This is a genomic window from Clostridium tepidiprofundi DSM 19306 (assembly GCF_001594005.1).
Taxonomy (GTDB): domain Bacteria; phylum Bacillota; class Clostridia; order Clostridiales; family Clostridiaceae; genus Clostridium_AC; species Clostridium_AC tepidiprofundi.
This window is the reverse complement of sequence record NZ_LTBA01000003.1, coordinates 1-14,386: the sequence shown is the minus strand read 5'-3', so window position 1 is coordinate 14,386 and position 14,386 is coordinate 1. Positions and strand designations below refer to the sequence as shown.

General features: G+C 30.1%; 13 protein-coding genes. 10 read left to right on the top strand and 3 right to left on the bottom strand.

All coding sequences use genetic code 11. The annotated features are described in order from the left end of the window. Positions 1 to 209: 209 nt before the first annotated feature. A complete protein-coding gene (locus CLTEP_RS02740) occupies positions 210 to 761 on the bottom strand; it encodes an NADH peroxidase (protein ID WP_066822281.1) in 552 nt (183 codons plus the stop codon). A 380-nt stretch (positions 762 to 1,141) separates the two neighbouring features. Here CLTEP_RS02740 and CLTEP_RS02735 point away from each other — a divergent pair, with 380 nt between their 5' ends. From CLTEP_RS02735 to rlmD, 5 genes are all read left to right on the top strand, one after another. After that, positions 1,142 to 4,669 carry a DNA polymerase III subunit alpha gene (locus CLTEP_RS02735; protein ID WP_201786578.1) on the top strand — a complete coding sequence of 1,176 codons (3,528 nt, stop codon included), beginning with the start codon at positions 1,142 to 1,144 and terminating at the stop codon, positions 4,667 to 4,669. A 154-nt stretch (positions 4,670 to 4,823) separates the two neighbouring features. After that, a complete protein-coding gene (pfkA, locus tag CLTEP_RS02730; RefSeq protein WP_066822277.1) occupies positions 4,824 to 5,783 on the top strand; it encodes a 6-phosphofructokinase in 960 nt (319 codons plus the stop codon). Positions 5,784 to 5,983: 200 nt separating this feature from the next. Next, entirely contained in the window at positions 5,984 to 7,741 is a 1,758-nt protein-coding gene (pyk, locus tag CLTEP_RS02725) for a pyruvate kinase (RefSeq protein ID WP_066822275.1), read from the top strand. A 514-nt stretch (positions 7,742 to 8,255) separates the two neighbouring features. Next, on the top strand, positions 8,256 to 8,618 hold the full coding sequence (locus CLTEP_RS02720) for a DUF1540 domain-containing protein (protein ID WP_066822272.1): 363 nt from the start codon (positions 8,256 to 8,258) through the stop codon (positions 8,616 to 8,618). Between the two features lie 241 nt (positions 8,619 to 8,859). Then, positions 8,860 to 10,236: a 23S rRNA (uracil(1939)-C(5))-methyltransferase RlmD gene (rlmD, locus tag CLTEP_RS02715; RefSeq protein WP_084364575.1), complete on the top strand. Its 1,377-nt coding sequence runs from the start codon at positions 8,860 to 8,862 to the stop codon at positions 10,234 to 10,236. Positions 10,237 to 10,318: 82 nt separating this feature from the next. Here the strand turns inward: rlmD and CLTEP_RS02710 are convergent, their stop codons facing one another. Both CLTEP_RS02710 and CLTEP_RS02705 read right to left on the bottom strand, forming a co-directional pair. Further along, positions 10,319 to 11,455, bottom strand: coding sequence for a tyrosine-type recombinase/integrase (locus CLTEP_RS02710; protein WP_066822268.1), 1,137 nt, complete (start codon positions 11,453 to 11,455; stop codon positions 10,319 to 10,321). 23 nt (positions 11,456 to 11,478) lie between these two features. Then, positions 11,479 to 12,021 (bottom strand): helix-turn-helix domain-containing protein, encoded by a 543-nt coding sequence (locus tag CLTEP_RS02705; RefSeq protein WP_066822267.1) that lies wholly within the window; start codon positions 12,019 to 12,021, stop codon positions 11,479 to 11,481. A gap of 133 nt (positions 12,022 to 12,154) precedes the next feature. Between CLTEP_RS02705 and CLTEP_RS02700 the strand changes: the two genes are divergently transcribed. The 5 genes from CLTEP_RS02700 to CLTEP_RS02680 all read left to right on the top strand — a co-directional run. Then, positions 12,155 to 12,355: a helix-turn-helix transcriptional regulator gene (locus tag CLTEP_RS02700; RefSeq protein WP_066822264.1), complete on the top strand. Its 201-nt coding sequence runs from the start codon at positions 12,155 to 12,157 to the stop codon at positions 12,353 to 12,355. 120 nt (positions 12,356 to 12,475) lie between these two features. Continuing rightward, positions 12,476 to 12,685: a helix-turn-helix domain-containing protein gene (locus tag CLTEP_RS02695; RefSeq protein ID WP_066822262.1), complete on the top strand. Its 210-nt coding sequence runs from the start codon at positions 12,476 to 12,478 to the stop codon at positions 12,683 to 12,685. A 14-nt stretch (positions 12,686 to 12,699) separates the two neighbouring features. Then, positions 12,700 to 12,984, top strand: a complete 285-nt coding sequence (locus CLTEP_RS02690; protein WP_066822258.1) for a hypothetical protein — start codon at positions 12,700 to 12,702, stop codon at positions 12,982 to 12,984. 8 nt (positions 12,985 to 12,992) lie between these two features. Then, a complete protein-coding gene (locus CLTEP_RS02685; RefSeq protein ID WP_066822256.1) occupies positions 12,993 to 13,790 on the top strand; it encodes a helix-turn-helix domain-containing protein in 798 nt (265 codons plus the stop codon). Then, positions 13,783 to 14,386: DnaB-like helicase N-terminal domain-containing protein (locus CLTEP_RS02680; protein ID WP_153016265.1), on the top strand; the 604-nt coding region annotated here is incomplete at its 3' end. The genes CLTEP_RS02685 and CLTEP_RS02680, both read left to right, overlap by 8 nt.

Sequence of the window (14,386 nt, the reverse complement as noted above, 5' to 3'; positions counted from 1 at the left end):
CTATATGCTGTATTTTTTGTTGTAATATACATGATAAAAATCAAAATATCAATTGAACATTTGAGTGCTTTAAAAGTAAATTTCGAGAAATAAACAAAGGAAATATATACAGTGTATACATTTCCTTTACTTGAATATAATTATTTCATGTTTTAATAGTTATAAAGCCATTGTTCAATTCAGTATCAAAAACTATAAATTTGATAGTATTATTTTGTATCAAAATATCTTTTTAAAAGACCTCTAAATGCAGAACCATGTCTAGCTTCATCCTTAGCCATTTCATGTACTGTATCGTGTATAGCATCGTAGTTTAATTTTTTAGCTAAAGTAGCTAAATCTTTTTTACCTTGACAAGCACCATGCTCAGCAGCGACTCTCATTTCAAGATTTTTCTTAGTGCTATCTGTTACAACTTCTCCAAGCAACTCAGCGAATTTAGCAGCATGTTCAGCTTCTTCCCAAGCGATTCTCTTATATGCTTCTGCAATTTCAGGAAAACCTTCTCTGTCGGCCTGTCTACTCATTGCTAGATACATACCCACTTCAGTACATTCTCCAGTAAAATTAGCTCTTAATTCTTCAAGAACTTTAGCATCAGCGTCTTTTGCAATACCTACTCTATGTTCATCAGCCCAAGCAAAATCATCTTCAGTTTTTTCAACAAATGCATCTTTACCAGCTCCACATACAGGACAAACTTCTGGAGCTTCTTCTCCTTCGTGAACATATCCACATACCTTACATACAAATTTCTTCATAACAATTCCTCCTAAATATATATTATATTATTTATTTTCAAATAAATTATCTATCGACAATTGTTATTATACAATAGTAATTATTATTTGTCAAACTTATTTGAAATATTTTAATAATTTTATCGTTATGTATTATATAAATATTAATATCTTCAATTCGTAATTTAGATTTTTATCATACATATTACAACAAAAAAATGCAGTATGCAGAGATTTTTATAGTGAATATTACTAAAAAATATATGATATTAAATATTTATATTGCATATTACGAATTGAAGATTAATATTAAAATTATAAGTTTTTTGTATTTTGTAGTATAATAAAGCTAATATCAACGAGTGAAGAAGTATAAACATTTTCTAGAGAGGATGTGCAATATGGAAGGCGAATTTGTTCATTTGCATATGCATACGGAATATAGTTTGCTAGATGGTTCAGGCAAAATAAAAGATATTATAAAAAGAGTTAAGGAACTTGGAATGAAAAGTGTAGCCATTACTGATCATGGCAATATGTTTGGATGTGTTCAATTCTACAAAGAGGCAGTTGCACAAGGTATAAAACCTATTATTGGTTGTGAAATATATGTAGTACCAAAATCAATGTATATAAAGAAACAGGATAGAGATAACGAGATATATCATTTGGTTCTACTAGTTAAAAATAATAATGGTTATCAAAATTTAATGAATATAGTATCAAAAGCTTCAATAGATGGATTTTACTATAAGCCTAGAGTTGATTATGAATATTTGAAAAAACATAGTGAAGGACTCATTGCTTCAAGTGCATGCTTAGGGGGCGAAATTCAAAAATACATACTTGAGGGTAATATAGATAAAGCTAAGAGAACAGCATTGCTATATAAAGATATATTTAGAGATGGTTTTTATCTTGAATTACAGTACCACAATATTAATGAACAGCTTATTGTTAATGAAAAATTAATAGAGCTTTCAAAAGAGACGGGTATACCTTTAATTGCTACTAATGATGTTCACTATATAAATAAAAGTGATGCTAAAGCTCATGAAATACTTTTGTGTATACAAACTGGTAAAACAATGCAAGATGAAAAAAGAATGAAATTTCCAAGTGAAGAATTTTACTTAAAATCACCAGAAGAAATGAAAAAAATATTTGGATATGTGCCAGAGGCAATTTCAAATACAGTAAAAATAGCTGAAGAGTGCAATTTTGATTATGAGTTTCATGTTTCAAAGTTGCCTAAGTTTCCGTTAGAAGAGGGAATTGATTCTTATGAATATTTAAAGGAATTATGTTACAAAGGACTCAATGAAAGATACACAGAAATAACTAATGAGTTAAGAGATAGGCTGGAATATGAGCTTAGCGTTATTAATCAGATGGGATATGTAGATTATTTTTTAATTGTTTGGGATTTTATGAGATTTTCAAAGGAGAATGGTATAATGACAGGACCGGGGAGAGGTTCTGGTGCAGGTTCTTTAGTTGCATATACATTAGGAATCACTAAAATAGATCCAATTAAGTATTCATTAATATTTGAAAGGTTTCTAAATCCTGAAAGAGTTTCTATGCCAGATATAGATAGTGATTTTTGCTATGAGAGGCGTCAAGAAGTTATAGATTATGTTGTTAGAAAATATGGAGAGCAAAATGTATCTCAAATAATTACATTTGGAACTATGGCTGCAAGAGCATGTATAAGGGATGTAGGAAGAGCAATGGATTATAGCTATGCTGAAGTAGATAAGATAGCAAAGATGATACCAAGTGTTCTTAACATTACAATAGATAAAGCACTTGATATGAATCAAGAATTGAAAAGTATTTATGATGATGATGAGAGAGTTCAGGAATTAATTGATGTTGCAAGAACTTTAGAAGGACTTCCAAGGCATACTTCTACTCATGCTGCTGGAGTTGTAATTGCATCACAGCCACTCGTTAATTATGTGCCTCTTTTTAAAAATGAAGAAAGCATAGTTGCACAATTTGATATGGTAACGTTAGAAGAATTAGGACTTTTAAAGATGGATTTCTTGGGACTTAGAACGCTTACCGTTATAAGAGATGCAGTTGAAATAATTGAAAAAACGAGAGGTATACATATAAATATAGATGAAATAGATTATGACGATAAGAATATTTACAGAATGATTGGAGAAGGAAAAACAGCAGGGATATTTCAACTTGAGTCTGCAGGAATGACTTCATTTATGAAAGAACTTAAACCAGATAATCTTGAAGATATAATTGCAGGAATAAGTTTATATAGACCTGGACCTATGGCTGAAATTCCAAGATATTTAAAAAATAAAAGAAATCCAGATGACATAGAATACGAAACACCTGAACTTGAACATATATTAAATGTAACTTATGGATGTATGGTATATCAAGAACAGGTAATGCAAATTGTTAGGGACTTAGCAGGATATTCTATGGGTAGATCTGATCTTGTAAGACGTGCCATGTCTAAAAAAAAGCATAAAGTTATGGAAGAAGAAAGGAAAAATTTTATATATGGAATTGTAGATGAAAACGGTAAAGTTATTGTTCCAGGGTGTGTTAGAAATGGAATAAGTGCTGAAGTGGCAAATAAGATTTATGATTCCATGATGGATTTTGCTTCATATGCATTTAATAAATCTCATGCTGCGGCATATGCGGTTGTTGCGTTTCAAACAGCATACTTAATGAAATACTATCCAACGGAATATATAGCAGCAATGTTAAATAGCGTAAAAGGAAGCAGTGAAAAAGTTGCTTTTTATATTCACTTTGCAGAGAAATTAGGTATTCAAGTGTTACCACCTGATATAAACAAAAGTTTTTCAAGATTTACAGTTGAAAACAATAAAGATAATAACTGTATAAGATTTGGACTTTCTGCAATTAAAAATGTAGGGGAGAATGTTGCAGAAAGTATAGTTAAAACACGAATTTATAATGGTGAATTTAGCAATTTTATTGAATTTTGCAATAAGATTGATACTTCATCTATAAATAAAAGAACAGTTGAAAGCTTAATAAAATCAGGTGCTTTTGATTGCTTTAAAGTATATCGTTCGCAACTTCTTTCGGTTTTTGAAAATATATTAGATGGAATTCACAATGATAGAAAGAGAAATATAAAAGGACAGATAAGTTTGTTTGATGATGCTGAAAAAGATTATAATAATTTTCAAATTGAGTATCCTAATATTAAGGAATTTGATAAAAAGTATTTGCTTGCGATGGAAAAAGAGATGACTGGATTATATATTTCGGGTCACCCACTTGAGGAATATGAGTCAACATTAAATTTTATAACTAACATAAAAATATCAGATATTGTTGGTAGTTCTTCTATAAATGTGGATAATGCAGAAAAACTAAGTGAGGAAAATTTAGAGGAGAATTTAATAGAAGGAAGTCTCAAAGTTGAAGATGGAGACAGAGTTATAATTGGAGGCATAATTTCAAATGTAAAAAGAAAAATAACTAAAAACAATAATATGATGGCATTTATTGATGTTGAAGATATGTATTCAACAATAGAAGTAATAGTGTTTCCTAAGATATTAGATAGATATAAAAACTTGGTTGTTGAGGACGGATTGGTTACAATTAAGGGTAGAGTAAGCATTAGAGAGGAAGAGCAACCTAAAGTATTGGCTGAAGAAATATCTCCACTTGTAAAGATAAATACTGAGAAAATTTATATTTTAATAGAAGAAAAATCATTAATAGCAGGCACAACCAATGAAATTAAACCAAAATTGATTGAACACTATGGAAATATGCCCATTTATTTATGTACTAAAAAAGAAAGACAGAAATTTTTAATGTCGAGAGAATTTTGGGTAGATGGTTCAGATGAAATAATGGATTATCTTAGAAAAAGGTTTGGTAATGAAAGTATTAAAATTCTTTAGTTATGCATTATAAACAATAAATGGTACTCAAAATTAGAAATCTTGTTAAAAAATCGTTAATTAACTTGATTACATTGGATTAATGTTTTAAAATTGAATACAAAATTGATAAATATACGACACACTGTTTTTGTTGCGAAAGGGGATTGGAAGAATGAAGAAAATAGCTGTACTTACAAGTGGTGGAGATGCACCAGGAATGAATGCTGCCATAAGAGCGGTGGTTAGATACGGGATTGATAAAGGACTAAAGGTTATGGGAGTTAGAAGAGGATATGCTGGTTTAATAAATGGAGAAATATTTGAGATGACAAGACACAGCGTTTCAGACATAATACATAGAGGAGGAACTATATTAAAAACTGCTAGATGTGAGGAAATGAAGACAGAAGAGGGAAGAAAAAAGGCAGTAAATGTTCTAAATGTGTTTGGTATTGATGGTCTTATCATTATTGGAGGAGATGGTTCATTTAAAGGAGCTCAAGTATTATCAAAGTTAGGAGTTGCCACTATAGGTCTTCCTGGTACGATAGATAATGACTTAGCATATACTGATGTTACTATTGGTTTTGATACAGCTTTAAATACTGTATTAGATGCAATAAATAAGATTAGAGATACTTCATCATCACACGAAAGAGTAAGTGTAGTTGAAGTAATGGGAAGAAACTGTGGAGATATTGCATTGTATTCAAGTATAGCAGGTGGAGCTGAAAAAGTTATAATTCCAGAAAAGGGATATGATTTAAATGATTTGTGTAAAACTATACTTGAGGGTAAAAGAAGAGGGAAGTTGCACAATCTTGTAATACTTGCAGAAGGAGTTGGAGGAGCTAAGGAACTTGCTAGTAAGGTCGAAGAAATTACAGGAATAGAGTCTAGAGCAACTGTTTTAGGACATATTCAGCGTGGAGGACATCCATCATCTTTCGATAGAATTCTTGCATCAAGACTTGGGGCTAGAGCAGTTGATTTATTGATAGAAGGAAAATCTTCAAGAGTAGTTGGAAGAAGAGACGGAGCTATAATAGATATGGATATTGATGAGGCACTTTCTATGAAGTCTGAAGTTAATGAAGAATTATATGAATTATCAAGAATATTATCATACTAAAAATAAAATTTGCAAATATAAAATGATATTCGCAAATAGAAGGGTAGGTGAAATATTGGCTTATATATATGTTTTATAAAGTTTATAAGCGAAATATTGAAGATTTTTGCTTTAGATTAAGTGAAAGTCTTCATATGAACTTATAATATTTTGCTTTGGTAAAAAGAGGCTACTTGCTATATATAAGTCATGTGAATAATATGAAAAAAACTAAAATTATATGTACACTTGGACCTGCAAGTGGAGATAAAGATACTATAAGGGAACTAATAAAAGAAGGAATGAATGCTTCAAGACATAATTTTTCGCATGGAGATTACGAAGAACATGAAGAAAGAATGAATTTAGTCAAAGAAATAAGAAAAGAAATGGATAGACATATCGCTATTATTCTAGATACAAAAGGTCCAGAAATTAGAACTGGTAAGTTTAAAGATAAAAAAGTTGAACTAAAAGAAGGAGAAAAATTTACTATAGTTTGTGGAGAAGACATACTAGGTGATGAACATAAATGTTCAGTAACATATGATGAATTGCATAAAGATGTAAAACAAGGAGACAGAATTTTAATTGATGATGGGCTTATAGGACTAGAGGTCTTAAGTGTTGAAGGAAATAAAATAAATTGTACTATTGTAAATAGTGGATTTGTCAGCGATCATAAAGGAGTTAATGTCCCTGGGGTTTCAATAAATTTACCTGCTCTAACTGAGAAAGACATTGAAGACTTGAAGTTTGGTATAAAACAAGGTATAGATATAGTAGCAGCTTCATTTATAAGAAAGGCTTCTGATGTTTTAGCTATAAGAGAAGTTCTTACTCAAAATGGAGGCCATGATGTTTTAATATTTTCAAAGATCGAGAATAGAGAAGGCGTTAATAATATAGATGATATAATTAAGCTTTCTGATGGTATCATGGTAGCAAGAGGAGATTTGGGTGTAGAAATTCCGACAGAGGAAGTTCCTCTTGTGCAGAAAATGATTATTCAAAAGTGTAATGTTGCAGGTAAGCCTGTTATTACAGCTACTCAAATGCTTGATTCAATGATAAGAAATCCTAGACCAACTAGAGCGGAAGCATCAGATGTTGCAAATGCTATATTTGATGGTACTGATGCAATAATGTTAAGCGGAGAGACAGCGAATGGTAAATATCCTATTGAAGCTGTTAAGACAATGGCAAGAATTGCGAAAAGAGCAGAGGAATCATTAAATTATACTGCAATGTTGCAAAAAAGGTCATCTAATCGTATGAAAACAGTACCAGATGCGATAAGTTTAGCAGTATGTTCTACTGCACAGGAATTGAATGCAGCTGCAATTATTACTGCTACTCAAAGTGGAAGTACTGCTAAGAACGTATCGAAGTATAGACCAGAATGTGGAATAATTGCTATAACACCTTACGAAAAAGTTGCAAGAAAATTAGCGTTAAATTGGGGAGTATTCCCACTATGTTCTCCAAAGGCTGAAACTACTGATGAATTGATAGATAGATCTGTAGAAAAGGCTACAGATGCTGGTTTAGTAAACAAAGGTGATTTAGTAGTAATAGCAGCAGGTATACCTGTTAATTATGTTGGAAGTACAAACATGATTAAGGTTCACATAGTTGGAGATGTGCTTGTACAAGGAAAAGGAATAGGTCATAATATTGCAACTGGTACTGTTAAAGTTGCAAGAAATTGTAAAGATGCATATGACATTCTTGAAGAAGGAGATATATTAGTAGTTGATAAGATGGATAAGGAGTACATTGACTTGATTCAAAAAGCTTCAGGAATTATTGTTGAAGCAGATAAGGTTGATGCAAGTGTATTTATTGAATGTACAGCAACTGATACGCCTATTATTTATGGTGCAGAAGGAGCTTGTAAAATAATAAAGACAGGAACATTTATTACTCTGGAAGCATCTAGGGGATTAGTATATAGTGGAAACACGGATGCTATATAATATTATTTTGGAAATTGTTGAATATTATAAATAATAATGGGCAATATAAGAATAGACTTAGTGGGAATAGGCTTAGTTAGGTTTGATTAAGGTAATAAAATAATATCACAATAATGCAATAATGCTATTATATATGTGGTAACTGATTTTCTACACGCACCGAAAGGTGCATTTTTTTCTTTTTGTAAATTTTTCAAGTGAATATAAGGTTAAATACTAAGCTTATTATAAAATGCTAACTTGTATATGTTTTTTCAATTTCATTAGGTGTAGCAAATTAAATACCAAATTTATTATAAAATTTATTATAAAATGATAACTGTTTATGTGTTTATTTAGGAGTAGATTGTTTTTATATGTTTATCGATTTTACAAGACTTCCACTGCTATAACTGGGTATTGAAGCTTTTGCTTCAGATGGAGCAGAGTCTTCGAGTTCACTGCACTCATACATAAATTTAGAAAGAATAAAATTTTAGACTAATGCAGATACTAACGCTGAGGAGTGGTATGTATGAATGGTTCTTTAAGCTGTAGTGCTACAAATTGTGTTCATAACATGTCGGGATTATGTAGTGCAAATACAATTAACGTATCTGGTATTGATGCGAATACTAGTAGTTCAACACAATGTGACACCTTTGCTGAAAAAGGATTAAAAAATTCATTGATGAATGCAGCAAATGTAAATATTTCAGGACAGTTTAGACAGTTATTTAATTCTAGTTCTATAGAAATGAGTCCAATAATTAGGTGCACCGCTGAACGATGTAAATACAATGAAAATAAAGTTTGCAATGCAGCAAATGTTCAGATAACCGGACCGGGTGCATTAACAAGTTCAAAAACTTATTGTGAAACTTTTGTAAAGAGATAGTTTCTTTTAATACATGCATTGAATATTATTTATATAATGTAAATGCATGTATTTTTTTTTGTAAGTTATTAAATTTGTGCATATAGTACATTATGTGTTAAACTTATATAGGGTGAACTGGTTTTGCTAAAGCAAAGTATTGGGATTTAAAATGCTTCTATATAGCTGAATAGCTGAAGGAAAATTAAATATTAAATTGAAATTACATATTAGATTGAACATATACAGAAAGGTGATACGTATGAAAAGTGAGACTCCAGTAGTTAAAAATAAAAATTATACAGTCAAAATAATAGGTATGGGATTCCAAGGAGAAGGAGTTGCAAAGATAGAAGGATATACGATTTTTATTCCACAGGCAATAATAGGTGAAACTGTAGAAGTAAAGATATTAAAAGTAAATAAGAAATTTGCATTTGGAAAATTAGTAAACGTTATAGAAGCATCTCCGAACAGAAAAGAACCAAGGTGTAAGATTTATAACAGATGTGGTGGATGCAATTTGCAACATATTACATATTCAGGGCAACTGGAATATAAGACTAACAGAGTAATGGAATCAATTACTAGGATTGGTAAAGTGAAAGATGTTATAGTTCATCACACTATTGGTATGGATGAACCATACGGTTATAGAAATAAGGTTCAATTACCGGTTGGTATATGCAATAATAAAAATAATAATGTTGCAATTGGTTTTTATGCAGCTAGAAGTCATGAAATTATTAATATGAATATATGTTACATACAGGATGAAGTTGCCGATAAAATAATAAAGCTTACAAGAAGATGGATGAAAAAAAATTCTATACAACCGTATAACGAAATGGATGGTACGGGTATAGTAAGACATATAATGATTAGAAAAGCTTTTAAAACAGGACAGGTGATGGTAGTATTAGTTACAAATGGGGATAAACTTCCTCATAAAGAGGATTTCATAGATATAATGACCAAAAACATTGATGGAATTAGAAGCATTATTCAAAATGTAAATACTGAAAGAACGAATAAAGTGTTAGGAAATAAGTGCAGGACATTATGGGGGTACGATTATATTACTGATTATATCGATAAATTCAAATTTAATATATCTCCTTTGTCATTCTTTCAGATAAACCCAGTTCAGACGGAAGTACTTTATAATAAAGTATTAAAATATGCCGATCTTGATGGTACTGAAACGGTATTTGATGCTTACTGTGGTACAGGAACAATATCTTTGTTTTTAGCACAAAATGCAAAGAAGGTTTATGGAGTGGAAATTGTACCAGAGGCTATACAAAACGCAATAGAGAATGCCAAAATAAACAATGTTGATAATGCAGAATTTATAGTAGGTAAGTCTGAAGAAGTAATTCCAAAATTAATGGAAGAGGGAGTATATGCAGATGTGGTTGTTGTAGATCCTCCTAGAAAAGGATGTGATCCTAAGTTACTAGAAGCAATAAACTCAATGAAGCCTAAAAAAATTGTTTATGTTTCTTGCGATCCTGCAACATTGGCTAGGGACTTAGGAATTTTACGTAATTATGGCTACAAAACCGCAGAAATTCAGCCAGTGGACATGTTCCCTCAAACTGCACATGTGGAAAGTGTAGTTAAACTAAACAAGTAAATCAAGGGTTAGAGAGATTTTAAGATAAAAAAATATGGGTTTTACTACGAATTTGCTACCAATGAAATGGATTGGTAGCGAATTATTTTTTTGCTACTAAACTTTCAAATATTTCAACAGTATCATTCTTCATTTTTTCAGTTACATGTGAGTACGTATCCATCGTAGTAGCAATCTTGCTATGTCCAAGTCTTTTTTGAATATCTTTTATATTAGCTCCAGCTTCTAAAAGCATGGTAGCATGAGTATGCCTTAATGAATGAAAATTAAATTTAATACCTAACTCATAATTTACTACTCTGCTTAAATATTTCAAAGTATTAGGAGTAATATTTTCTCCATTTTCTTTAGTGCAAACAAAATTTGAATTTTTATAATATTGACCATATTTCAATTTATTTTCATTTTGCCATATTTTATTTTTCTTTAATATTGTTACTAAAGTGCTACCAATAGTTATACTTCGATTAGAGGATTTAGTCTTTGGAGTACCAAATTCAAATATTCCTCTACCTTTACCAATTAATATTTTTTCTACTTTCAAAAATTTATTTTCTAGGTCAATACAATCCCATGTAAGACCACATACCTCTGCAGCCCTTAAACCTGTGTGAAATGCAATTTGTAATGGTATATAAAAAGAAGAACCTTGAGGAAATCTATTAATTATTTTATTAAAGTCTTGTATAGATATAATTTTTAGGTGATTTGCATTTTCTTTCATTTTATTTTCTTTAGGTAATTTAACGTATTGCATAGGATTTTCTTTTATATATTGGTATGGATATACTGCTGCCTTTAAAGCTCCCGAAAGTACACCGTAAAAATTACCTATACTTGCCCTTGAAAAACCATTTTTATACTTTTTATTAATAAATTCTTGTAGCATAGCAGGTGTTAAGGCTTTTAATTTATGTGTACCTAGAGCTGGTTTTATGTGATTATTTATAACAGTTTCATAGAGTTGTTGTGTGTTGTATTTACAGTTTATTAATACATAATTTTCAAACCAATAGTCAAAGTAATCACTAACGCTAATATTGCTAATAGCCTTAACATCACCTGTACTTTCATACTCCTCTAAAGCCTTTCTAAGAGCCTTTTCGGCTTCAATCTTAGTCATACCTCCTTTTCGGCAAATTTTCTTATATGAGCCGTTTACTTTGCCTATATTGAAATAATAGTACCATTTGTCACCACGTTTATATACTCCTGGCATTTATAATCATTCCTCCTTTTTTATTATTTATTTAATTTATCTAATTTATAGATTTCATATTTAACAAGTTCAGTTATTTTTTTAACTATATCATTAATTTGTTCATTAGTTAAATATGGCATGGAATCATCTTCCTCACCTAGAACGTTTACAAATAAAGGAGGATAATATTCTTCTTTATTTTCAAGATAGTTTAATATAGCATATAATAAATATTTAGGTGAACTTTCAATTTTCAAAACTGCGTCACGCCAAGAATCACCATATTCTTTATAATTTTCGGCTACATTTACAGCTCTTTCTGCTAAAGATAAATTTTTTGTATATACTTCATTAAAATTATTTTCATAATACTTGTTAAAATCAGAGCCAAGAAGAGTTTGGTCAGAAACATTGAGAGCTACACAAATAGCCGCTAATGTTGAAGGTGGAATATTTATCTTACCACTTTCATATTTTCTTATCAATATTTCTGATTTATATATTTTTTTAGCTAATTCCTTTTGGGTTAATCCTGCTTTTTTTCTAAATTTCTTTAAATTTTGAGAAAGCACTTCGTATTTCAATAGTATCACCTCAATACTAATATACCATTACAGATAAAAAATATCTACAAAAAAATAAAATTAATATTGACATAGATAAAAAATATCTATATACTATACGTAACAGATAAAAATTATCTATTGAGGTGAGAATATGAAAGTAAAAATAGCAAGAATTAAAAAAGGTTTAACTCAAACAGAAATGAGAAAAAAACTAAAAGAGGAATATTCCGTGGGAATGTCTCCAAATAAAATTGTAGCGATAGAAAAGGGGGATTATACAAGGCTTAGATATTGCGAAATGATTGCAATATCTAAAGCCTTAGAAACTCCTGTACAAGAACTTTTCTTTTAAAAATAAAACCTAACAAAACTTAACATTTCATATTTAAATCATATCTATTGTGACAGCACATGCAAAGGCATAATATGGAGCAATTCCATAGAAAAATATTACATATGGGAGGATTTTATAATGAGTAAGGTGACAAAACAGGGTATAGAAGTATTTACTGTAGGAGAAACAGCTAAAATATTAAAGAGCAATACAAACACAGTGTACAAGCTTATAAGAGAGGGGAAAATTCAAGCATTGAAACTTGGAAGATTAAAAGTGCCAGCATTTGAAATAGAAAGATTTTTACATGATAACTTAGGGCAGGACTTATCCGAATATATATGCTAGGAGATGAAAGTTTAATGAATAAAAGATTGAAAAAGAAATATGCATTTAATATTTTTGTAGAAAAATATAGAAATATGGGAAGAATAGCGAGAAAAAAAGTTAAAAACTATATGGTTGAAGGCAAAACAGTTAATTATATTGAGTATGACAATGTAGGATTAGAGTTTTTTATGGACGAGAAGCGTACTTATATAAGAGATATAAAGGGTAATGCAGATTTTGAAAATTGTTTTCAAGATTATTTTAAGGCTCTCTTAGTTTTACAAGGCTTTTATAAACGCAAAAACCGCGATAAGTAGGTGATTATGTGCCAGGATTTACATTTATAGACAATGACGGTGTATTAGATAACGAAGATTTGAACATACAGGAACAAAGTTTATTAATAGCATTAATTAGTTATTACAATGAAGAAAAAGGCTATGCTTATCCAAGTTATAAGCAGTTAATGCAAAGAAGTAAAATAAAAAGTAAGACCACTTTTATAAATACACTTAATAGCTTGATAAGTAATAAATATATAAAAAGGGATACTATTAAAGGTAAAGGATGTAGATATTATATTAATGAATTTATACTTAGTACAGATATAGACCAAGTACAGAAATGTACCAACACCAAGTACAGAAGTGTACCAACACGTGGTACAGATATAGACCAACACATGGTACAGAAATGTACCAACACCAAGTACAGAAGTGTACCAACACGTAGTACAGATATAGACCAACACCAGGTACAGAAGTGTACCACAACAAATACTATAACAAATAAAATAAATAATAAAATAAATATAGATGATTTTGAAGAGTTATGGAAATTATATCCTAATAAAAAAGGTAAAGCAAAAGCAAGACAAATAGTAACTAAACTATTAAAGAAATATACAAAAGAAGAATTACAAAGATGTATTGAGAGATATTCAAAGGAGGTACAAGGTAAGGACAAGCAATATATACTACATGGTTCTACGTTCTTTAATGGTAGGTATGAAGACTATTTGGATAATAACTACACAGAACAAAACGAATCATTTGAAGAACAGAAAACAAAAGAAGCATATGCACAACTAGAATATTTGAAAGGAGAAATTACATTTGATTAATTTAATAGACACTACTGCAAATGAAATTGAAATTCTTAGTTGTATGCTTAAAGACAAAGATTGCAGAATTGAAGCAATTAATAAACTTAAAGCAAAATGTTTCAGTATAGACTTAAATCAAAGATTGTTCAGAACTATTGAGCAAATGGAAAGACATAATAAAAATATTGACTTAACTTTAGTGCTTCAAGAAATGGACGAATTGGGTTTAAGAAAAGATGGCGATATATTTAATGTTTCGGAGATTTACAATAATTTCTCACATAAAGAAAACTTGAATAAGCATATTGAAAAATTACTGGAAGGCTATAGAAATAACGAGTTTAAAAAGAAAATGTTTAATTTTATTGCAACAGATAAAGTGTTAGATACTGACAACGTACTAAATGAATTAAGTAAAATTATTGAGGATAGACAAACAGAGGATACGTCAACGATTACATTGCAGGAATGGCTAGTTAATGAAGTTGGTAAGAGATTAGAACTTGAAAAACCCCAACCATTAGGAATACTAACAGGATATAGGGATTTAGACAGAATGTTAAAAGGAATAGTTGAGGGCAGTTTAGTAACGTTATTAGCTAGAAGTGGTATAG

Coding starts and splice junctions, on each gene's coding strand:
- CLTEP_RS02740 (WP_066822281.1), bottom strand. CDS start 761: ATGAAGAAATTTGTATGTAAGGTATGTGGATATGTTCACGAAGGAGAA.
- CLTEP_RS02735 (WP_201786578.1), top strand. CDS start 1,142: ATGGAAGGCGAATTTGTTCATTTGCATATGCATACGGAATATAGTTTG.
- pfkA (WP_066822277.1), top strand. CDS start 4,824: ATGAAGAAAATAGCTGTACTTACAAGTGGTGGAGATGCACCAGGAATG.
- pyk (WP_066822275.1), top strand. CDS start 5,984: ATGAAAAAAACTAAAATTATATGTACACTTGGACCTGCAAGTGGAGAT.
- CLTEP_RS02720 (WP_066822272.1), top strand. CDS start 8,256: ATGAATGGTTCTTTAAGCTGTAGTGCTACAAATTGTGTTCATAACATG.
- rlmD (WP_084364575.1), top strand. CDS start 8,860: ATGAAAAGTGAGACTCCAGTAGTTAAAAATAAAAATTATACAGTCAAA.
- CLTEP_RS02710 (WP_066822268.1), bottom strand. CDS start 11,455: ATGCCAGGAGTATATAAACGTGGTGACAAATGGTACTATTATTTCAAT.
- CLTEP_RS02700 (WP_066822264.1), top strand. CDS start 12,155: ATGAAAGTAAAAATAGCAAGAATTAAAAAAGGTTTAACTCAAACAGAA.
- CLTEP_RS02695 (WP_066822262.1), top strand. CDS start 12,476: ATGAGTAAGGTGACAAAACAGGGTATAGAAGTATTTACTGTAGGAGAA.
- CLTEP_RS02690 (WP_066822258.1), top strand. CDS start 12,700: ATGAATAAAAGATTGAAAAAGAAATATGCATTTAATATTTTTGTAGAA.